This is a genomic window from Pseudophaeobacter sp. 1A16562, from assembly GCF_041008785.1.
GTDB classification, from domain to species: Bacteria; Pseudomonadota; Alphaproteobacteria; order Rhodobacterales; family Rhodobacteraceae; genus Phycobacter; species Phycobacter gallaeciensis_A.
Genome location: NZ_JAXGFT010000002.1, coordinates 111,924 through 132,986, shown reverse-complemented (window position 1 = coordinate 132,986; position 21,063 = coordinate 111,924). Strand labels below are relative to the sequence as shown.

At 61.5% G+C, this 21,063-nt stretch carries 20 protein-coding genes; 6 read left to right on the top strand and 14 right to left on the bottom strand.

Annotation, left to right across the window (positions count from 1 at the left end; all coding sequences use genetic code 11):
• The first annotated feature begins 59 nt into the window (after nucleotides 1-59).
• A complete protein-coding gene (locus tag SM764_RS03010) occupies nucleotides 60-1,610 on the top strand; it encodes a serine hydrolase (protein WP_274829713.1) in 1,551 nt (516 codons plus the stop codon).
• A gap of 104 nt (nucleotides 1,611-1,714) precedes the next feature.
• Here the strand turns inward: SM764_RS03010 and ccoS are convergent, their stop codons facing one another.
• From ccoS to SM764_RS02985, 5 genes are all read right to left on the bottom strand, one after another.
• Nucleotides 1,715-1,873: a cbb3-type cytochrome oxidase assembly protein CcoS gene (ccoS, locus tag SM764_RS03005; RefSeq protein WP_065271273.1), complete on the bottom strand. Its 159-nt coding sequence runs from the start codon at nucleotides 1,871-1,873 to the stop codon at nucleotides 1,715-1,717.
• A gap of 18 nt (nucleotides 1,874-1,891) precedes the next feature.
• A complete protein-coding gene (locus SM764_RS03000) occupies nucleotides 1,892-4,072 on the bottom strand; it encodes a heavy metal translocating P-type ATPase (protein ID WP_369000971.1) in 2,181 nt (726 codons plus the stop codon).
• A 5-nt stretch (nucleotides 4,073-4,077) separates the two neighbouring features.
• Nucleotides 4,078-4,551 (bottom strand): FixH family protein, encoded by a 474-nt coding sequence (locus tag SM764_RS02995; protein WP_274834865.1) that lies wholly within the window; start codon nucleotides 4,549-4,551, stop codon nucleotides 4,078-4,080.
• Between the two features lie 3 nt (nucleotides 4,552-4,554).
• Complete coding sequence (gene ccoG / locus SM764_RS02990) at nucleotides 4,555-5,985, bottom strand: cytochrome c oxidase accessory protein CcoG (RefSeq protein ID WP_274832692.1); 1,431 nt, start codon at nucleotides 5,983-5,985, stop codon at nucleotides 4,555-4,557.
• A gap of 332 nt (nucleotides 5,986-6,317) precedes the next feature.
• Nucleotides 6,318-7,226, bottom strand: coding sequence for a LysR family transcriptional regulator (locus tag SM764_RS02985; protein WP_369000970.1), 909 nt, complete (start codon nucleotides 7,224-7,226; stop codon nucleotides 6,318-6,320).
• A gap of 98 nt (nucleotides 7,227-7,324) precedes the next feature.
• On the opposite strand from SM764_RS02985, the gene SM764_RS02980 reads away from it, so the two are divergent.
• Nucleotides 7,325-7,516 carry a hypothetical protein gene (locus SM764_RS02980; protein WP_369000969.1) on the top strand — a complete coding sequence of 64 codons (192 nt, stop codon included), beginning with the start codon at nucleotides 7,325-7,327 and terminating at the stop codon, nucleotides 7,514-7,516.
• Nucleotides 7,517-7,846: 330 nt separating this feature from the next.
• Nucleotides 7,847-8,764: a DMT family transporter gene (locus SM764_RS02975; RefSeq protein WP_369000968.1), complete on the top strand. Its 918-nt coding sequence runs from the start codon at nucleotides 7,847-7,849 to the stop codon at nucleotides 8,762-8,764.
• Nucleotides 8,765-8,862: 98 nt separating this feature from the next.
• On the opposite strand, the gene ccoP is transcribed toward SM764_RS02975, so the two are convergent.
• From ccoP to ccoN, 4 genes are read right to left on the bottom strand one after another with little or no spacing between them, the layout of a single operon-like run.
• Nucleotides 8,863-9,732: a cytochrome-c oxidase, cbb3-type subunit III gene (gene ccoP / locus SM764_RS02970; RefSeq protein WP_065271280.1), complete on the bottom strand. Its 870-nt coding sequence runs from the start codon at nucleotides 9,730-9,732 to the stop codon at nucleotides 8,863-8,865.
• Nucleotides 9,729-9,926: a CcoQ/FixQ family Cbb3-type cytochrome c oxidase assembly chaperone gene (locus SM764_RS02965; protein ID WP_065271281.1), complete on the bottom strand. Its 198-nt coding sequence runs from the start codon at nucleotides 9,924-9,926 to the stop codon at nucleotides 9,729-9,731. The genes ccoP and SM764_RS02965 overlap by 4 nt, the downstream gene beginning before the upstream one ends.
• Nucleotides 9,927-9,939: 13 nt before the next feature.
• On the bottom strand, nucleotides 9,940-10,668 hold the full coding sequence (ccoO, locus tag SM764_RS02960) for a cytochrome-c oxidase, cbb3-type subunit II (RefSeq protein WP_065271282.1): 729 nt from the start codon (nucleotides 10,666-10,668) through the stop codon (nucleotides 9,940-9,942).
• Between the two features lie 13 nt (nucleotides 10,669-10,681).
• Nucleotides 10,682-12,292 (bottom strand): cytochrome-c oxidase, cbb3-type subunit I, encoded by a 1,611-nt coding sequence (gene ccoN / locus SM764_RS02955; protein WP_065271283.1) that lies wholly within the window; start codon nucleotides 12,290-12,292, stop codon nucleotides 10,682-10,684.
• Nucleotides 12,293-12,496: 204 nt separating this feature from the next.
• Here ccoN and SM764_RS02950 point away from each other — a divergent pair, with 204 nt between their 5' ends.
• Entirely contained in the window at nucleotides 12,497-13,336 is an 840-nt protein-coding gene (locus tag SM764_RS02950; protein WP_274829716.1) for a universal stress protein, read from the top strand.
• Nucleotides 13,337-13,431: 95 nt separating this feature from the next.
• On the opposite strand, the gene SM764_RS02945 is transcribed toward SM764_RS02950, so the two are convergent.
• Both SM764_RS02945 and glyA read right to left on the bottom strand, forming a co-directional pair.
• Nucleotides 13,432-13,689, bottom strand: coding sequence for a GlsB/YeaQ/YmgE family stress response membrane protein (locus SM764_RS02945; protein WP_274832689.1), 258 nt, complete (start codon nucleotides 13,687-13,689; stop codon nucleotides 13,432-13,434).
• A 48-nt stretch (nucleotides 13,690-13,737) separates the two neighbouring features.
• A complete protein-coding gene (gene glyA / locus SM764_RS02940) occupies nucleotides 13,738-15,075 on the bottom strand; it encodes a serine hydroxymethyltransferase (protein WP_369000967.1) in 1,338 nt (445 codons plus the stop codon).
• A 112-nt stretch (nucleotides 15,076-15,187) separates the two neighbouring features.
• On the opposite strand from glyA, the gene SM764_RS02935 reads away from it, so the two are divergent.
• Entirely contained in the window at nucleotides 15,188-16,081 is an 894-nt protein-coding gene (locus SM764_RS02935; RefSeq protein WP_369000966.1) for a LysR family transcriptional regulator, read from the top strand.
• A 74-nt stretch (nucleotides 16,082-16,155) separates the two neighbouring features.
• Here the strand turns inward: SM764_RS02935 and fnrL are convergent, their stop codons facing one another.
• Nucleotides 16,156-16,896 carry a transcriptional regulator FnrL gene (fnrL, locus tag SM764_RS02930; protein WP_065271286.1) on the bottom strand — a complete coding sequence of 247 codons (741 nt, stop codon included), beginning with the start codon at nucleotides 16,894-16,896 and terminating at the stop codon, nucleotides 16,156-16,158.
• Nucleotides 16,897-16,957: 61 nt separating this feature from the next.
• On the opposite strand from fnrL, the gene hemN reads away from it, so the two are divergent.
• Nucleotides 16,958-18,313 carry an oxygen-independent coproporphyrinogen III oxidase gene (gene hemN / locus SM764_RS02925; protein WP_369000965.1) on the top strand — a complete coding sequence of 452 codons (1,356 nt, stop codon included), beginning with the start codon at nucleotides 16,958-16,960 and terminating at the stop codon, nucleotides 18,311-18,313.
• A 66-nt stretch (nucleotides 18,314-18,379) separates the two neighbouring features.
• On the opposite strand, the gene SM764_RS02920 is transcribed toward hemN, so the two are convergent.
• Both SM764_RS02920 and SM764_RS02915 read right to left on the bottom strand, forming a co-directional pair.
• A complete protein-coding gene (locus SM764_RS02920; RefSeq protein WP_369000964.1) occupies nucleotides 18,380-19,960 on the bottom strand; it encodes an ABC transporter ATP-binding protein in 1,581 nt (526 codons plus the stop codon).
• On the bottom strand, nucleotides 19,957-21,063 hold the full coding sequence (locus tag SM764_RS02915; RefSeq protein WP_065271289.1) for an ABC transporter permease: 1,107 nt from the start codon (nucleotides 21,061-21,063) through the stop codon (nucleotides 19,957-19,959). The genes SM764_RS02920 and SM764_RS02915 overlap by 4 nt, the downstream gene beginning before the upstream one ends.

Here is a 21,063-nt window from a genome sequence, read left to right as displayed (position 1 = left end):
TACCTTTTTGTTAAAGAAGTAGAACAGTCAGCCGGAAAACCGGCGGCGAGAGGCAGAAAATGGCAGATATCGTGCAGGTCAGGTGTATTCCGCTGACCCACGCCCTGCGGGCATTCGCCCGGCAGATGGCTTGGGCCTTGGGTGTTGTTCTAACAGTCGCGTTGGTGGGCCTTCCGCCTACCCAGGCAACCGCCGCCCCCTATGCGGCAATGGTCGTGGATGCCCGGACCGGCGAGGTGCTGCACTCGCGCAACGCCGACACACGCCTGCACCCGGCTTCCCTCACCAAGATGATGACGCTCTACATCGCGTTTGAAGCAGTCCGGAACGGTGAAATATCGCTGGATACCAAGGTTCGCATCAGCAGCAACGCTGCCTCCGAGCCGCCCTCCAAGCTCGGACTTCGCTCGGGGCAGCGCATCGCATTTCGATATCTGATCCGTGCCGCCGCAGTGAAATCAGCCAATGACGCCGCGACCGCCATCGGCGAAACCCTGGCCGGATCCGAAGCCGCCTTTGCCCGCCGCATGACCCGCACCGCAAAGGCGCTTGGCATGTCCCGCACGACCTTCAAGAACGCCCACGGTCTGACCGAAAGCGGCCATATGTCCACCGCCCGGGACATGACCACCCTGGGACGTCACATGCTTTATGACTACCCCGAGTATTATAACCTGTTTTCGCGCACCTCCACCGACGCCGGCGTGCGCGTCGTGCCCAACACAAACCGCCGCCTTCTGGCGGCCTACAAGGGCGCTGACGGGATCAAGACGGGCTATACCCGCGCCGCCGGTTTCAACCTCGTGGCTTCGGCCAAGCGCGGCAACGAGCGAGTGATCGCTACCGTTTTCGGCGGTAAATCCTCGACCTCGCGCAACGCCAAGGTCGCAGAGCTTTTGGACCTCGGCTTCCGCCGTGCCCCGGCGCACGCGAAACTGCGCAAACCGGCGATGCCCGCCTATGTGGGCAACCAGAACATCCAGGTGGCTGATGGTGCCGCAGGCAAGACCATCCGCGTCAGCGGCCGGGTCCAAACCAGCCTGCGTCCGCGCCTGCGCCCCGCAACCGAGCCTGCCGAAGATACAGCGCCGGTGCTGGTCGCCGAAGCCAGCCAGGCCACAGAAGAAACCGCTGCGGATACCGTGGCATCGACGCCCAAGCTCGACCCCGAGATCCTGCAGGCCAGCGTCGAAGCCGCGATCACCGAAGCCAAAGTGGTTCCCGCCTCTGCCGAGAAACCGACCGTTGGCGCGGCTGTAAAGACCTTCTTCAAAGGCCTGCGCCCCGTCGCCCGCCCGGCCAGATTGGCAAAGGCAGAGACCGCCGCCGAGCCGGAACCGGTTGTTGTCACCCGCCTTTCGACCTCCGGGGGCCGCTACTGGGGTATCAACGTGGGCCGCTACACCAACCGGTATGAAGCGGAAAAGGTCCTGCTGCGCACGGCCCTGTCAGAAATGGAAACGCTCAATGGCTCGCTGCGCAAGGTGTCCAAATCCAGATTGGGGTTTGAAGCCAACTTTCTTGGCATGAGCAAGGAAAGCGCAGAACTGGCTTGTCGGCGCCTACAGGCCCGCAACGTGACCTGCGATACATTGGGACCCGCCTCCTGACCCCCTTGCCCCATGCAAGGGACAAGGCACCAGACCACCAGAAACGACAAAGGCCCCGGACGACGGGGCCTTTTCTTTTGTGTGATCTTGCACAGCGCCAAGGGTCAGGGTTTCGGGTGATCATCCCATTCATCGCTCAGGATGCGCCGAGCATCGCCTTCGGGATCGTCATACTGGTTCGACCGCACGGTGTAGATAAAGGCAACAAGCGCCGCGCCGCCCAGGATCAGCGAAATTGGGATCAAATAGGACAGGACGCTCATCTTGCGGACTTTCTCAGCTCAGGATTTCAGGCGCAGCGCGTTCAGCGATACGGTGATCGAAGAGCTGGACATCGCCAGCGCCGCGATCAGCGGCGTTGCCAGCCCTGCCACAGCCAAAGGCACCGCGATCACGTTGTAAAGGGTGGCAAGGCGGAAATTCTCGCGGATCCGGCGGATCGCCTTTTGCGCCACGGTGCAGGCATCGGCGATGGGTTCCAGATCTTGCCCCAATAGCACGATATCCGAGGCCACCCGTGCCGCATCCAGCGCCGAGGCTGGCGAGATCGACACATGCGCTGCCGCGAGGGCCGCAGTGTCGTTCAGACCGTCCCCGACCATCAGCACCTTGCGCCCCTGCCCTGCAAGCATGCGGATGCGCCCGGCCTTATCCTCCGGCAGCGCCTCGGCCACCCATTTCTCGATGCCAAGCCGCTTCGCCAGCGCCTCCACCGCGCCGGTGGTATCGCCCGAAATCAGCAACACGTCCTTACCCGCCGTCTGCAGCGCACGCACCGCTTCGGCCGCGCCGGGACGCAGCGCATCAGTGAACAGGAAACCGCGCGGATTGCCATCGCCAGTATCAAGCCAGGCGGCCGTCTGGCTGCCCTGCGCGGCGCCAACCCAAGCCGCCCGGCCCAACCGCACGCGGCGGCCTTGGTAGATGCCTTCAGTGCCGTAGCCCGGCACCTCTTTCAGCTCAGAAACCTCCGCCGGAGTGATCCCGGCCTCCCGCGCGGCACGTGCCAGCGCCACCGAAAGCGGATGCGCTGAGGGCGCAGCAAGCGCCAGCGCGATTTCCAAATCGGATTTCGCCATCTCGTCCAGATTGACCAACTGGGGTGTGCCAGCCGTCAGGGTCCCGGTCTTGTCAAAGACAACGGTATCCACGCCCGCAAGCCGTTCCAACGCAGTGGAATGCTTGATCAGCATGCCCTTCTTGAACAGCCGTCCCGAGGCTGCGGTGGTCACCGCAGGCACCGCAAGGCCCAGCGCACAGGGACAGGTGATGATCAGAACCGCCGCAGCGATGTTCAGCGCCGTGCGCACATCAAAGGTGTAAAGATACCAGCCCACAAAGGCGAGCGCCGACAGGATGTGCACCCCGGGCGCATAGAGTTTGGCGGCCTTGTCGGCCAGCGATGTATAACGCGAGCGGCCCGACTCGGCGATCGCCACCAGATCGGCCATGCGATGCAGAGAGGTATCCTCCCCCACCGCCGTTGCGCGGATGGTCAGTGGCCCGGTCAAGTTCACCTCGCCCGCCGAAACCCCGGTGCCGGGACCGGCAAAGACTGGCAGCGTTTCCCCTGTCAGCAGGGACCGGTCCAGTTCCGAATGCCCATCGGTCACTTCCCCGTCCACCGGCATACGCCCGCCGGGACGCACCAAGATCAGATCGCCGATGGCCAGATCGGCGACAGGGACCTCATATTCCTGACCGTCCAGAAGCCGGATCGCCCGGGGCACCTCAAGCGCTGCAAGCTCCTGCGCTGCCGACCGCGCCACGGCACGGGTGCGATAGTCCAGATAACGGCCTGCCAACAGGAAAAAGGTCAGCGTCAGCGCTGCATCGAAATAGGCATGTTCCCCCGACAGCGAGGTTTCCCAAAGCGAGGTCACCAGCGCCAGAACCAGAGCGAGGACAATGGGCACATCCATATTGAGGCGCCCGACCTTCAGTGCGCTCCAGGCGTTCTTGAAGAAAGGCTGCGCCGAGAAAATGATCGCCGGAAAGGTGATCGCCGCCGAGATCCAGTGGAACATGTCCCGCGTCGCGTCCGAAGCTCCGGACCAGACAGAGATCGACAGCAACATGACGTTCATCGAAGCAAAGCCCGCAACCGCCAGCCGCATCAGCAGATCCCGGCCTGCGGTATCGTTCTGGGTTGCCGCAAGGGCGGTCACATCCAGCTCATGCGCCTCATACCCCAGATTTTCGAGCACCGGGATCAGATCGGCGGCGTGAACATCTGGCTCCGCTTCGATCAGAGCCCGTTTCAGGGTCAGGTTGACCCGCGCCGATTTTACGCCCGGATGGGCGTTCAGCCCGCGCTCGACCGCGGAAATGCAGCCCTGACAGTGGATCGACGGCAGGGACAAGGCCAGCCGTGCGTCTGTCGGAGCCTGTTCCACAGCTCCAGACGGCGCCGCAACGCAGCCCGGACACACCGCCATCTGAGGACGCATCGGAGCCGTCATCTGCGTTACCCTTTTGCCACGTGCAGGATGACCCGCTGAGTGAACTCAGTGCCGTTCTGGGCCCGCGCCACCATCCGGATATTCCAGTTCCCAGCGCCCAATTTGGCAGGCGCGACATAGGCCTGGCCGTTGAACTGGAAATCAGGGTTCTGGTCGTCCTTCACGTGGGTTGCCCGGCCCAAAGTGGCCGTCAGCTTGGCCACTTCGACCGGGTTGCCATCCCGGTCGGTGATCTCAAGCTTTACCTGACCGTCCTGAGCCGAGGCATAGACCGACCAGCCCAGAGCCTCTTGGGCGGTGCGACGGGCATCGAACTCCTGGCTGGCGGTGTAGGAGTTCTTCACCTCCAGACCAGGAAAGGTTTTCACTGCATTGACCGCCAGCGCAATATTGACGCCGATGATGACCGTGAAAGCGCCGCCAAACACCATCAGCGCATGGCGACCAGTGAACTCACGCTGGGGTTTGTCTGCCGACATGGTTCAGTTTCCTTTCCCGTTGAAGGTCGTATCCTTGTAGGCACGCTCGCCGCTATTGAGGTCTTCGACCCAGATCCGGACCGGGGTCGACTCGGCTCCGGACGCAGGCGCTCCCTTAGGGGTAACAATATAAACCCGTTGCAGGAAGGCGGTGTCGGCAGGCACCTGAACCGAGGCATAGGGCGTGCCTTCCAGCTGGATCCGCATTTCCGGCTCACCCTTGATCGACAGCTCGAACTGGCGCGGCTCCCCATGCTTGTTGCGCAGGCGCACATCATAGGTGTTGCGGACGGAGCCATCCGACAGGGTAACGAAGGTCGGGTTGCGGACCGGTGCGACGGTCAGATCGATATCCGGGCGGATGAACAGAGCAAACACCAGCGCAAAGCCAACAACAGCCCAGAGCGAGGTATACATGATCGTGCGTGGGCGCAGGATATGTTTCCAGACGCTGCGCGGTGGCTGACCAGCGCGTTCGTTTGCTTCGTCCGACAGCGCCATATAGTCGATGAGGCCCCGCGGCTTGCCGATCTTGGCCATGACATCGTCACAGGCGTCGATGCACAGGGCGCAGGTGATGCACTCCAGTTGCTGGCCATCCCGGATGTCGATCCCCATCGGACAGACGTTGACGCAGGCCATGCAGTCGATGCAATCGCCCATTTCCTGCGACTCGGCAGATTTGCGATGCTTGCCGCGCGGCTCCCCCCGCCACTCACGATAGCCGACGGTCAGCGTGTCCTCATCCATCATCGCCGCCTGAATACGCGGCCAGGGGCAGGCGTAGATGCAGATCTGTTCCCGCGCAAAGCCACCAAAGAAGAAGGTGGTCAGGGTCAGCACCAACATGGTGGTATAGGCGATGGGGTGCGCCTGCAGCGTCACCAGATCGTGCAGCAGTGTCGGGGCATCGGAGAAATAGAAGATCCAGGCACCGCCGGTTGCCAGACCGATCAGGAACCAGGCCACCCATTTGGTGACACGCAGCCGCGCCTTGCGGAAATCCATCTTTTTCTGACGGTGCAGACGCAGGCGGGCGTTCCTGTCACCCTCGATCCAGCGTTCCACCAGAATGAACAAGTCGGTCCAGACAGTCTGCGGGCAGGCATAGCCACACCAGACCCGGCCCAGCGCCGAGGTGAACAGGAAGAGGCCCAGCCCCGCCATGATCAGAAGACCGGCCACGAAATAGAATTCATGCGGCCAGATTTCGATCCAGAAGAAATAGAAGCGGCGGTTGGCAAGATCCAGCAGCACCGCCTGATCGGGCAACGACGGCCCCCGGTCCCAACGGATCCACGGCGTGATGTAGTAGATGCCCAGCATCACGGCCATCAGATACCATTTGAGATTGCGGAACATGCCCGATACGCGCCTTGGGAAAATCGGCTCCCTGGCGGCATAAAGGCTTGGGGCGGGATCGGAATCGCTCACGGACTCACTCCACTGAATTTGCTCTTTGTCTTGCGTTCTCACAGATGCGGCGCAGCACAGCTTTGACGTGGATCAAAAAGGATATCGGACAAATATCTTTGCCAGCGTCCTGCCACCCTTTGGTCACGTCAAAAAAACCGGCCACCACATACCGTGATAGGTTGACGACATACGTCTGAAACGGTTGTCAGCGACCTTATATGGATGCGCAACGCGACCTTTTTGCACGTCTCCGCATCTGCAAACGTCTCTGTGATCAAGGGATCATGGGCACGCAACCGGGATCGGCGGGCTCACAGGCGCAGCTTCACAAAATTGTGTTGTCCCGCCCGTCAGTTATCGCCGGTGTCATCCTCCGCCACAGCATTCGGAACCTGCCGGTGCTTCCTGAGCCAGGCGATGAATTTGCGAGCCTGCGACCGCAGCACGCCGGGCCGGGTCACGATGTGATAACCGCGCGTGTCGTCCTCTGTGAACAGGTCCACCAGCCGCCCCGCCCTGATGTCCTCTTCGACAAAGGCGCGCACGCTGACCGCCGCGCCCTGCCCGCCGCGCACCGCCTCCATCAGCAGATTTCCAGGCAGCCGGACCCGGGGGCCACGTAGGGCGTCGACGACACCACGGGAGACAAGCCATTTGGCCGCCTCCGTGGTTCCCAATTCCTCAAGCCAGGGAAAATCGAGCAGGTCCTGCGGCGAAGACACGCTGCGCCCATCAAGTAGATCCGGCGCCGCAACCACGGACATCGGCGATTGCAGCAACCTCTCAGCCGCCAACCCGGACCAATCGCCAGAACCATAACGCAGCGCAATGTCGATCCCGCCCGGCGTCAGCTCGACCAGTTCGCCACTTGGGTCCAGCACCATATCCACCTCCGGATGCAGGGCGCGGAACTCTGCCAAGCGCGGCATGAGCCACTGGGCGGCAAACATCGGCGTGCAACTGACATGTAACGGCCGCTGCGCGCCAGAAACGGTCAGGTCCTGAACCGCTGTCTGAATCGCACTGAACCCCAGTTGCAGTCCGCGCGCCAGATGCTCCCCCTCGCGCGTCAGCCGCAGCGCCCGGCCACTGCGGTCCAGAAGCGCCACGCCCATATGGCGTTCCAGTGCCCTGAGCTGTTGGCTAATGGCAGCGTGGCTGACATTCAGCGCCGCCCCTGCCTTCACCACATTCGACGTTTCGGCAAAGGCAGAAAAGGCTCTGAGCGCAGCCAGAGGCGGCAGGCTAAACCACTCCATATGTAATCCTGACTTACATAGTGACTTTTTTCCTGAGTCGCATGAAACGCGTTTTGGCGCAACAGTACCGGACATGTTCAAACTCAGGAGGCATCGAAATGCTGACCGACATCTACGCACGCACCGTATTCACCGCGACCCGCCTAGACTGCGCCCCCCTGCGGAATATGCCACCCGCCAAACCGCTGCCCCAGCCACGGAGCCGCCTTGGCCGGATCAAAGCCTGGCTTACACAGCGCATCAGCCAACCAGCGCGGCGCACCCGCTGCATCGACCCGCAGAAAATCTAGGAAGAAAAAGCGTCGGCTTTTCAGGAAACGCGCGAACAGATCGAAAAGCCGACGCCTGTACCCGCCTAACCAGCACGTCGGTACCGGCGGGATGCGAAGGACCCGGCAGGAAAGCATCACCCTGACGCCTATCACCCTGCAGGGCCTGTTTCTCTTTGAAACGATATAAGCACGCGACAGCCCAACGCGATTTGACACGGATCAAGTCACGCAAACTAAAGGCGCCCAATTGGACAGAAACTGCCGCCCGGCTGCGCAGCTCAGACTGGGCCCGCCGCAGGTCGCCGTGGAATTCTTGCCGGAATTCCGAACCGGTGCTATCGGCTTTGGATGTCAGATCGCTCTTCCAGCCCGCTTCCTGCCGCCCCCTCGCTTGTTCTGGCCAGCGCGGGCGTGCTGTTTGCTTCGCTCTGCTTTGGGGCGCTGCCGTTCTTTGCCCGCAGCCTGACCGAACAGGGCATGCCGCCCCACATCATCGCCTTTTACCGTTTCACCCTGGCGGCAGTGGTCCTCTCGCCGCTGCTGTTCCTGCACCGGGACAAAGCCCGCGCAATCCTGTGGGGGATGGCGGCCGGGGCACTGATGGGGCTTGGCTGGATTGGATATGTCAGCGCCCTGCGCAGCGCGCCGGTCTCCGTGGTCGGGGTTCTTTACATGACCTACCCGGTGTTCACGCTGCTGATCGCCTGGGTGCTGTTTCGTGACAGACCGCCCCTGCGCGCCGTCTGGGCCGCCGGTCTGATCGTGGTTGCCGCGACAATCGCCAGCGGCCCGGGTGCGGTCCCTGCTGCCGCGCTGCCAGCCTTGGTGATTTCTCTGGCGGCCCCCTTGGGGTTTGGATTTGGCATCACCGTTCTGGTCTACCGGCTGACCATTCTTCCGCCTTTGGCCCGGATCGCGGCGGTCTCGTTAGGATCCATTCTGGGCCTCTTGCCGCTGGTGATGACCACGGATGCGGCCGCAATGGTCCCCAACAGCGGCGAAGGCTGGCTTTTGTTGCTGGGGATCAGCCTTGGCACGGCACTGGTGCCGCAGTTGGTCTATTCCGTCTGCAGCCCGATGATCGGCGCCGCGCGCACCGCTGTCATTGGCAGCATCGAACTGCCAACCATGTTCGCGGTGGGTGTCATCGCCTTTGGAGAGCGGATCTCTCTGGCGCAGGCCATCGCGTGCGCCCTGATCCTTGCGGCGATCATGCTGAGCAGCCAGACCGGGCGCACGGTCGCCCCCCACAGGGCAAGCCCCTGAACCGGCAGAATCAAGCAGCCCGGGCAAGGGCAAAATGAAAAGGGCCACCCGTTGGGCAGCCCTTTTACGTGTTCCGATATTTGCTGTGGAACCCAGTCTTATTCGCCGCCACCCAGCTGGTGCACATAGGCGGTAACCGCGCGGATCTCGGCCTCGCTGAGGCGGAGGTTCCAGGCCGGCATCACACCGTAACGCGCATTGGTCACGGTCTCCGTCAGCGTGTCGTAATCGCCACCATAGAGCCAGATCGCATCGGCCAGGTTCGGAGCGCCCTGAGCGCGATCACCGGTGCCGTCTTCCATGTGGCAGGACGAACAGTTGTCTTCAAAAACAACAGCGCCTGCTTCGACTTTGGAGGCATCCTGCGCTTCGCCCGACAGGGACATAACGTAGTTCACGACCTGATCGATCTCTTCGGCTTCGAGCAGCTCATCCCGGCCAAAGGCAGGCATCGCGGAGTAGCGCGCATCGTCGCTGTCCTCGTTGCGGATGCCGTGGGCCACAGTCGCGTGGATGTCTTCCACCGACCCACCCCAAAGCCAGTCATCGTCCAGCAGGTTGGGATAACCCTTGGCACCTGCAGCGCCAGATCCGTGACACTGGGCACACCAGGTCTTGAACACGGCGGAGCCAGCCGACACGGCATAGGCATTCAGATCCGGGTCTGCCGAAATCTCAGTCAGGTCGGTTTCGACCAGCTTGGCATTGGTCGGGGCGTTTGCCTCTTCCACGGCCGCGATTTCACTGGCCACATCTGCACGGGTCGACCAGCCCAGCACCCCGGCCGTGGCCGAGTTGATCATCGGCCATGCCGGATAGGCGATGGTGTAACCAATGCCCCAGATGATGCAGAGGTAGAAGGTGTAGAGCCACCAGCGCGGCATCGGATTGTCGAACTCTTCGATCCCGTCCCATTGATGGCCGGTTGTCTTCGGATCGCTATCGAACTTTTGTGGTTTCTTACTCATGTCCGCGCCTCCTTGGCTTTACCCTTTGCTGGGGCGGGTTTGTCGTCATGCCGGAAGGGGATATCTGCCGTGTCGCGGTAGACCCGGTTGCTGCCTGGGCGGAACACCCAGACAACGACCCCGATGAAGAAAGCGAACAGCATCAACAGCATCCAGCTGTCTGCGAACTGCCGCAGGAGTGTGTATTCTTCCATCTGTCCCTCCCGCTTAGCGGCTTGCATCCGGGGTGAAGGTCGAGAAGTCGACCAGAGTCCCCAGCATCTGCAGATAGGCGATCAGAGCGTCCGCTTCGGAAACACCCGGCTGGCCATCAAAGTTACGCACATTGATGTCTTCGCCATAGCGCTCCATCAGGCCGTCGTAATCGCTGTCGGGATCCGCTTGCGCCATGAAGTCGGCTTGCGCGGCTTCGACCATCTCGTCGGTGTAGGGCACGCCCAGGATCGCATTGGTGGCCATGATGTCACCGATGTATTTGCCGTCCAGCATGGTCCGCTCAAGGAAGCCATATTTGGGCATCACCGATTCCGGCACCACCGACTGCGGATTGCGCAGGTGGTCCACGTGCCACTCATCCGAGTAGCGGCCACCGACGCGGGCCAGATCCGGCCCGGTCCGCTTGGACCCCCACTGGAACGGGTGATCGTACATCGATTCCGCCGCCAGCGAGTAGTGACCATAGCGTTCGACCTCGTCCCGCATGGGGCGGATCATCTGGCTGTGGCACACATAGCAGCCTTCACGGATGTAGACTTCGCGACCAGCCATCTCCAGCGGGGTGTAGGGACGCATGCCCTCCACCTCTTCGATGGTGTTTTCCAGCCAGAACAGCGGTGCGATCTGCACCAGACCACCGATGGTCACAACCAGGAAGCTGCACACCAGAAGGAGGGTCGCGTTGGTCTCGAGGATTTTATGTTTGTCGAGAATTGCCATTGTCCGGCCCTCCTTATTCAGCCGGGACCGAGACCGACAGGCTGGCTTCTTTAGCCGGCGCCCGACGGACGGTCATGATGAGGTTGTAGCACATGATGATCGCACCGGTGAGGTACATGACCCCGCCCAGACCGCGCACCACATACATCGGAAGCTTTGCAGCCACGGTGTCGGCAAAGGAGTTCACCAGGAAGCCATTCGCATCCACTTCGCGCCACATCAGGCCTTCCATGATGCCGGTCACCCACATGGAGGCGGCATAGAGAACGATACCGATGGTGGCGAGCCAGAAGTGCCAGGACACCATCTGCAGCGAGTAGAGACGCTCACGTTTCCACAGAACCGGCACCAGGAAGTACAGGGCACCGAAGGTGATCATGCCATTCCAGCCAAGAGCGCCGGAGTGTACGTGACCGATGGTCCAGTCGGTGTAGTGCGACAGCGAGTTCACGGCGCGGATCGACATCATCGGACCTTCGAAGGTGGACATGCCGTAGAAGCCGACCGAGATCACCATCATGCGGATGACGGGGTCGGTGCGCAGCTTGTCCCAGGCACCCGACAGGGTCATCAGACCGTTGATCATACCACCCCAGGACGGCATCCACAGCACGATCGAGAACACCATGCCAAGGGTCGAGGCCCAGTCAGGCAGCGCGGTGTAGTGCAGGTGGTGCGGACCAGCCCAGATGTAGATGAAGATCAGCGCCCAGAAGTGGATGATCGACAGTTTGTAGCTGAACACGGGACGTTCGGCCTGTTTCGGAATGAAATAGTACATCATGCCGAGGAAGCCAGCGGTCAGGAAGAAGCCCACCGCGTTGTGGCCATACCACCACTGCACCATCGCATCCTGCACGCCGGGCCAGACGATGACCGATTTGGACCCCCAGATGGAGACCGGGATGGTCAGGTTGTTGACCACGTGAAGCATCGCGACGGTCACGATGAAGGCCAGGTAGAACCAGTTGGCGACGTAGATATGTGGCTCTTTCCGCTTGATCAGCGTGCCGAGGAAGACAGCAAGATAGGCGACCCATACGATGGTCAGCCACAGGTCAACATACCATTCCGGCTCGGCGTATTCCTTGGACTGGGTCCCGCCCAGAACATAGCCGGTCGCGGCCAGAACGATGAACAGCTGATAGCCCCAGAACACGAACCACGCCAAGTTGCCGCCCCAAAGCCGCGCCGCGGAGGTGCGCTGAACGACGTAGAAAGAGGTTGCCAGAAGCGCGTTGCCCCCGAAGGCGAAGATCACCGCCGAGGTGTGCAGCGGACGCAGACGGCCAAAGTTGGCAAAGCCCTGCGCCCAGTCGAAGTTCAGAACCGGAAAGGCCAGCTGGAAGGCAATAAACGTGCCCGCCAGAAAACCAACAACGCCCCAAAAGGCGGTGGCAATGACCCCGTAGCGCACGACGCTATCGAAATATTCGTGCTCCAGATTGCCGGTGGCCGGTACCGGCTCATCCGTCTTGCGAAGTGTGTAGAGGAAAAGCCCACCAGCCACGAGCATCACGATGATCGCGTGCACCTGGTAAGCCAGATCGCGCGCATAGTTGATCCCGATCATCGCAAAGAGCGTGACCAGACCAAGCGCTATCAGCTTGAGATAATTAGACATCTTGCGTCCCTTTAACATGTACCGCGCGATTCTTCCGCCACGCGGGACCTTTTTAGACCGAGTTTGTGATGCAGAACGCGCCGCTTCCATGCATTGATCTGCATCAAGACAATTGCCAAACAAGTGTGACACATCATTTATGGCACAGCCATTGAAACGCGGTCCCTTCTGGGGATTTTGCGCTATTTCCACCAAGGGATGACAATGACCTACAAAACCTTCTTATCCGTTCTGACTGACCAGAACACCGCCGCAGCTCCGCTGGCTCAGGCCGCCGCTCTGGCAGAGCATTTTTCCGGCCATACCGAGGTTCTGTGCCTTGGCGTGGACCGGACCCAAACGGGGTACTACTACGCCGGTGCCAATGCCATGATCATCCAGGAAGCCATGGTACGGGCACAGGAAGAAGCAGCAGAGGTCCAAACCCACGCCGCAGAGGTCATGGAGCGCAGCGGCACGCCCTTTTCGACCGATATCGCCATCGCGCCGGTGGCCGATCTGGGCCGCCACGTGGCGCATCATGCGCGATTCTCGGATCTGGTGGTGCTCGGCAAACCCTACGGCGAAGGCATCGGCGTAGAGGCAGAGCCCGTGGTTGAAGCGGCCCTGTTTGAAGGCCGCACTCCGGTTCTGGTGGTGCCGGATGACGCCGAGCCGATCACCCAGCCGAAAACCGTGCTGCTGGCTTGGAACGAAAGCATCGAGGCCATGACCGCTATCCGCAAGGCGCTGCCCTTCCTCGAAGGCGCCGAGGTGGCCCGCATCGTCGTCATCGACCCGCCGCAGCACAGCCCGGAACGGTCCGATCCCGGCGGGATGCTGGCGCAGATGCTCTCGCGCCATGGCGTAAAATGCGAAATCGACGTGCTCAGCAAGACGATGCCACGGGTCTCGGACATCCTGAACCGCCATGCCACCGATACCGGTGCGGATATGATCGTGATGGGCGCCTACGGCCACTCCCGTTTCCGCGAGGCGATTCTGGGCGGCGCAACCCGCAACATGCTGGAAAAAGCGACCGTTCCAGTCTTTATGGCCCACTGATTTCACCGACTGGCCGCTCGTGGCTGGCAAAGAAACGACGCAAACAAAAGGCGCCCGATCAGGGGCGCCTTTTTTCATTCTGTCGCAGGGCTGGCTCAGCGTGCTTTTCGGATCAACCCTATGACAAACAATAGAATCACCGCGCCGATGGTGGCGTGGATCACCGAAGCCAGCACCCCGCCGCCAACGGCAAAACCAAGAGCTGGGAAGATTGCCCCCGCCAGAAAGGCGCCGACAATCCCCACGATGATATTGCCAATGACGCCAAACCCGCGTCCCTGCATGATCTTGCCCGACAGCCACCCTGCCAAGGCGCCGATGATCAGCATTCCGATCAGACTTTCGAAGTGCATATGATTTCTCCCCTGTTTCAGGCAGCTTAGCTGCGAAGCCCTGCGAGGTCACGCCCGCACGTAATGCATGCCCTGGAACCGTGCCCGCATCGCGCGGGTGCGCGGCGCCACGGCTGCGGGATCGTTCCCGGTCAGCCCCTGCGCGATCAGCGCCGCCAGTTCCGGCGCATCCGCAGGCGTGACACCCCGGCGCACCAATTCGGGCGTTCCGATGCGCAGACCGTTCATGTCACCCGGCACCTCGGCAATTGGCAGACCGATCCCACAGGCCAGGAACCCGGCTTTCCGCAGGTTTTTGGATGCTGCCTGCCCACCACCGAATCCAGCGGCCTCGATCGCGAACTGATGCGATTGGGTTGCCTTTCCTGCGCCCTTGAACACCGGCAATCCAAGCTTTTCCAATTCATCCGCCAGCGCCTGCGCCAGGTCGATCATCGCCTTGGCATAGGCGGCGCCATAATCGACCCAGTCCAGCAGGCTGACCGCCAGCGCCGCCGTCTTGGCCGCGTCAAAATTGGCCGTCATCCCCGGAAAGGCGATGGCATCAAGCCGCTCGGCAACCGCCGCGTCATTGCTGACAATCAGCCCCCCGGCCGGTCCGCCAAGGCTCTTGTAGGTGCTCATCGTCATCAGATGGGCGCCCTCTTGCAGCGGATTGGCCCAGGCGCCGCCCGCGATGATGCCGCATTGATGCGCCGCGTCGAACAGCACCTTTGCGCCGACCTCATCTGCGATGGCGCGGACCTCTGCCACCGGGTGCGGAAAGAGGTTCAGACTGCCGCCGATGGTGATCAGGCTTGGCTGCACCTCATGCGCCATACGGCGCAAGCCATCCAGATCCACGGTGTAGCCATCCGCGTGCACTGGCGCCGGATGTGTTTTCAACCCGTAAAGCCCAGCACAGCCCGCCTCATGGTGCGTCACATGTCCACCCACGGTGGCGGGCGGCGCGATGATACTGTCCCCCGGCTGCGTCAGAGCCATGAAACCATAGAGATTGGCGAGCGCGCCGGAGCCGACCCGAACCTCGGCATAGGCCGCCTGAAACACCTCGGCGGCCAATTCGGCGGCGATCACCTCGATCTCCTCAATGGCCTCCAGCCCCATTTCATATTTGTCGCCAGGATAGCCCAGCGACGGCCGACTGCCGAGCCCGGATGACAACACCGCCTCGGCAGCCGGGTTCATCACGTTGGTGGCTGGGTTGAGGTTGAAACACTCTTCATCGTGGATTTCCGCATTGCGCCGGATCAGCGCATCGATCCGCCCCGACAGCTTCTCGGTCGTTGCAGCGGCAGCCTGCTGTGCAATCTCCTGCACATGAGCCTCGCAGGCCGATGGCACCCAAGGGCGCTGTGCAAGGCGTTGTTTTGCCGGATCAGTCATGTGGATCATCCCTGTTGCGGATCTATTGCGTTGCCTCAGTGAAGCCGCCGTGCCCCTTGTGCGCAAACCAGTTTTGCGAAAAATTAGGGTTAGAAAAACTAGGCCTTTTTTCATGAGCGTCTCTCCGCCCCGTCCCAGATCCCTGCCCCTGACCGCCTTGCGCGCCTTCGAGGCTGCTGCCCGGCTCGGTAGTTTTGCCGCTGCAGCGCAGGAACTTGGCGTCACGCCAGGGGCGGTATCGGCGCATATCAAGACGCTGGAGGATGCGCTGGGAGCGCCGCTGTTTCATCGCCGCGCCAAGGCGGTGGAACTGACCGCACCGGGCGCGCGTGCCCTGCCCGAATTCACCGCCGCCTTTGATCAGCTGGCCGGGGCGGTGCAAACCCTGCGGGCTGAGGCCGCCCCGGCGGTGGTGCATATCGCCACCCTGCCCTCGGTCGCGCAGTTCTGGTTGTCCCCACGTTTGCCCGCCCTGCGGCAAGCCATGCCCGAGGTTGCCATTTCGGTCACCGCGCTGGAAACACCGCCCAACCTGAAACGCACGCCTTATGATCTGTGTCTGTTCTTCGACCCGTCGCAGGGGCAGCCAGTGGAACGAGATGTCATATTTCCAGTCTGTGCCCCCAATCTGGCCGCACAGCTTTCGCGTCCCGAGGATCTGCGAAATGTGCCCTGCCTGACCGACACCACCTGGGACCGGGACTGGACAAATTGGCTGGCGGCAGCGGACCTCAGTGAGGCCGTGACGCCGCGCGGGCCGGTCTATTCGCTCTATGCCCTGGCGGTGGAGGAAACCCTGAACGGCGCAGGGGTGCTGATCGGCCACGCCGCCCTTCTGACGCCTTTGCTGCAATCAGGACGGCTGGTCGCGCCCTTTGCGACTGAGGTCACATTGCCGGATGCGCTGCGTCTGTGGCGCCTGCCGGGCCGTGGATCAACGGCGGCGGTCAATCAGGTCGCTGACTGGCTGAAAGAGAGTGCGGGCGCAGGCAATTTGCCAAGATGACACGAAAAAGGGACGAACAGATCCGCACCTGCTTCGCCCCCATACACCCGCCAAAGTTGCGTGCAGCTTGAACCTCAGCCGAGGAAACCACCGTCGCTGTCGTCGCCTGCCTCTTCCAGCAGGCGCCCCATATCCGGTACGGTCACGTGCCGTTTGCCTTCGAGCTCGATCACGCCGTCCTTCTTCAGTGCCGACATCTGGCGGCTGACGGTTTCAAGGGTCAGGCCAAGATAATCGGCCATCGCCTCCCGCGTGAGCGGCAGATCAAACACCATCCGATCCTTCGCGCCTGCGGGAGTCAGCGACGCATCCCGGCGGGCAATGATCGATAGCAGGCTGGCGATCTTTTCCCGGGCAGTCTTGCGGCCCAGTACCAGCATCCATTCCCGCGCGGCGTCCAGTTCATCCAGCGTCATTTCAAGCAGGCGGTGCGCGATATGTGGCGTACGCGCCATCAGTTCTTCAAAGGGTTTCTTGCGGAAACAGCACATCACCACTTCGGTTGTGGCGACCACGTTATAGGCCGCGCCATCGCGCCCGGGGCGTCCGACAAAATCGCTGGGCAGGAGAAGACCGACCATCTGGGTACGACCATCTTCCATTGTCTGGGTCAGGGTCGCGATGCCGGAAACCACCGAACCGACAAAATTCATCGAGTCGCCAGACCAGATAATCGGGCGCCCCGCCTCATAGGTCCGGTAATACTTGATGGCATCCAACTCTTCCAATTCATCCGAATCGCAGCGCGCACAGACCGCGCGATGCCTGATCGGGCAATCACCACAGTTGAAAGATGAAATCGTGGGGGCTGTCATGGCGTGTCCCGCTTGATCTGGGTCAAAGTCTAGTTACTCGTACACGATTTACGATAGTCCGATGAAACAGAAATCACAATTGGCAAGCCTCGGATTATTCGATGCTAAAGTGCCGCGCTATACCAGCTACCCCACGGCGCCGCACTTTGCAGGCGGCGTAAATGCCAGTGTTTTCTCAGGCTGGCTAAGGGATATCGCGCCTGGCAGTCAGATCTCGCTTTATGTGCATGTGCCTTTCTGCCGCAGGCTGTGCTGGTTCTGCGCCTGCCGCACACAGGGCACCCAGTCAGACGCCCCGGTCAGAGCCTATCTCGACACGCTCAAGGCCGAAATCGCGCTGCTGAAATCGCACCTCCCCGAAGGTGTCAGCCTGTCCCGGCTGCATTGGGGCGGTGGCACACCGACGCTGCTATCAGCCGATATGATTCGTGAACTGGCCGCCGCGCAGGCCGATCTAGCGCCATGGGCCCTTGGCACCAAGTTTTCGGTCGAGATTGATCCAAACGAATGCGACGCGGCGCGGCTGGATGCCTTGGCCGAGGCAGGCATGAACCGGGCCTCGATCGGAGTGCAGGATTTCGACGCCACCATCCAGAACGCAATCGGGCGGCTGCAAAGCTATGAGTTGACGCATGAAACCTTCGAAATGCTGCGCGCGCGGGGAATCCACAGTATCAATGCTGACATCCTGTTCGGGCTGCCACATCAGACGCCGGAGCGGATCACCGACAGCGCGCAGAAACTGTTGTCCCTCTCACCGGATCGGGTCGCCCTGTTTGGATATGCGCATGTGCCCTGGATGGCGCGGCGCCAGACCATGATTCCTACGGATACCCTGCCGACGCCCGAAAATCGGCTGGATCTTTTTGATACCGCTCGGCGCCTGTTCCTGTGGGACGGCTACCGCGAGATTGGCATCGATCATTTTGCAAGGCCGGACGACGGTCTGGTCAAGGCTCAGACCTCTGGGCGGCTCAAACGGAATTTCCAGGGCTATACCGAGGATCCCGCCGACGTTCTGATCGGCATCGGCGCCTCGGCAATCTCGCGGTTCCCGCAGGGCTACGCCCAGAACGCCCCCGGCACCGCCGACCACGCAAAGGCGATAGCGACGGGTCAGTTTGCAACCGCGCGCGGACATGTCTTTCAGGGAGAAGACAAGTTGCGGGGTCGCATGATCGAATCGCTGATGTGCGATTTCAGGATCAGCGCCGAAGATATCCTGGGCAAGTTTCAGATTTCGGCGCAATGGCTCCGGGATGTGCTGGAGCAAACAGCCCGCGCCTTTCCGAACATGGTGGAGCTGTCGCAGGAAGGGCTGTCGATCCCGGAGCGCGCCCGCCCCCTGACCCGGATGATCGCACGTAGTCTGGACGCCTATGAGGTGAACCAGGCCGGGCACAGCTCCGCGATCTGATATCCCGTTTGGTATCGCGCCGGAGCCTCAAAAGGCCCCGCTGCCTGCCGCTGGCGGGTCAGCCGTTCATCGCGTCGCCGCAAGAAGCTGGCGGGTGTATTCCTCTTGGGGGCTGTCAAACAGCGCGTCTGCCTGCCCGGCTTCCACCACGTCGCCCTGTTTCATCACGATCATCTTGTGCGACATGGCGCGCACGACGTTCAGATCGTGTGAAATGAACAGATAGGCCAGTCCATAGCGCGTCTGCAGATCGCGCAGCAGATCGACGATCTGCACCTGAACCGTCATGTCCAGCGCAGAGGTCGGCTCATCCAGAACCACCAGCCGCGGCCGCAGCACCATGGCACGGGCAATGGCGATGCGTTGCCGCTGTCCGCCCGAAAACTCGTGCGGGTAGCGGTCCATCGCCGCCGGGTCTAGGCCCACCTCCAGCATCACCTCAGCCACCAACTCGCGGGTGTTCCGGTGCTGGTCGACCTTATGGATCGCCAGACCTTCGGAAATGATCTGTGCGCAGGTCATCCGCGGGCTGAGAGAGCCAAAGGGATCCTGAAACACGATCTGCATATCCTTGCGCAGGCGCCGCAGATCCCGCGTTGACCATTGCCGCAGGTCATCGCCGCGGAATCGCACCTCACCCTCCGACGCAATCAGCCGCATGATGGCCAGCGCCAGGGTCGTCTTGCCAGAGCCGCTTTCCCCGACAATGCCAAGGGTTTCCCCTGCCCGGACGGAAATGGAGGTCGGATTGACCGCCTTCACATGCCCAACGGTGCGCTTCAACAGCCCCTTCTGGATCGGGAACCAGACCTTGAGATCCGAGGTTCGGACCAATTCCTCGGCGCCTTCGGGCACGGCGGCAGGTTGCCCAGAGGGCTCGGCTGCCAGCAATTTCTGCGTATAGGGATGCTGCGGGTTTGCAAAAATATTCTCGGCAGGACCGTTTTCGACGATCTCGCCGTCCTTCATCACGCAAACCCGGTCGGCAATGCGCCGCACGATGGCCAGATCATGGGTGATGAACAACAACCCCATGCCTTCGCTTTCCTTCAGCTCGGCCAGAAGTTCGAGAATCTGGGCCTGAATAGTGACATCCAGCGCAGTGGTCGGTTCATCCGCGATCAGGATCTCGGGCTTGTTGGCCAGCGCCATGGCGATCATCACCCGCTGCCGCTGCCCACCGGACAGCTCGTGCGGATAGGCGCCAAGACGAGTTTCCGGATCGCGGATGCCGACCTTGATCAGCAGTTCCAGAATGCGGTCCCGCGCCGCCTGCCCCACCAACCCCTGATGCAGGGCCAGCGATTCCGACAGTTGCTTTTCAATGGTGTGCAGCGGATTAAGCGAGGTCATCGGCTCCTGAAAGATAAAGCTGATGTCGTTGCCACGCAGTTTCATCAGATGCTTTTCGTCGGCGCCGACCATCTCCTTGCCGTTGTAGAGCACCGATCCCTTCACCGTGGCACTGTCCCCCAGAAGCGACACCGTCGACAGAGCCGACACGGATTTGCCAGAGCCGGATTCCCCCACCAGCGCCACCGTTTCGCCACGCCCCACCTCAAAGGACACGCCTTTGACCGCTTCGGTCTCCTTGCCGTCTTGGCGGAAAGAGACACGCAGACCTTTCACCTCCAGTATCGCAGTCATGAGAAGGTCTTTCTTGGGTCGAAGGCGTCGCGGATGCCTTCAAAGATAAAGACAAGAAGCGACAGCATGATGGCGAAGGTGAAGAAGGCGGTGAAGGCCAGCCAGGGCGCTTCAAGGTTCTGTTTCGCCTGGAGGGTCAACTCCCCCAGCGAAGGCGCCGAGGACGGCAGGCCAAAGCCGAGGAAATCGAGCCCCGCCAGCGATGAGATGGTTCCGGTCACGATGAAGGGCATCATCGTCAGGGTCGCCACCATGGCATTCGGCAGCATGTGGCGGAACATGATGGTCATGTTGCCAACACCCAGCGCCTTGGCCGCGCGCACGTACTCCAGATTGCGCGCCCGCAGGAATTCGGCGCGCACCACCCCGACCAGCGCGGTCCAGCCGAACAGGATCATAAGGAAGACCAGCAGCCAGAAACTGCGCCCTAGGATCGCGAACATGATGATGATCACATAAAGCGTCGGGGTCGAGCTCCAGATTTCGATGAACCGCTGGAACAGAAGATCCAGCCAGCCGCCAAAATAGCCCTGCACGGCGCCTGCCGCGATGCCGAGAACGGTTGCCGCACCTGTCACGATCAGGGTAAAGACGATGGACAGGCGGAAGCCGTGGATGACCCGCGCCAGCACGTCCCGCTTGGTATCATCGGTGCCTAAGAGGTTCTGCCCGTTCGGCGGCAGCGGCGCGGCACCGGGCCGGTCCACCGTGGTGTTAAAGCTGTAGGGAATCGGCGGCCAGATGGTCCAGCCTTCGTGGAAATCTTCCCCTGCAAAGGTGCCAGCCGCGATCTGTTCCATGATCCCTTCAGGGTCATCAAAACAGTCCAGATTGCCGCCCGAGCGGATCAGGCATTCGACCTCGGGGTCCTTGTACACCGCCTCGGTCCTGAAATCGCCGCCAAAGGCGGTTTCGGGATAGAACTTGAAGATCGGCATGTGCAATTCGCCGCGATAACTGACCAGAATCGGTTTGTCGTTGGCGATGAACTCGGCAAACAGCGACAGCACGAACAGCACCGAAAAGATCCAGAACGACCAGAAAGCCCGCTTGTTGCGGCGGAAATTGTTCCAGCGGCGCTGGTTGAGTGGGGACAATGCCAT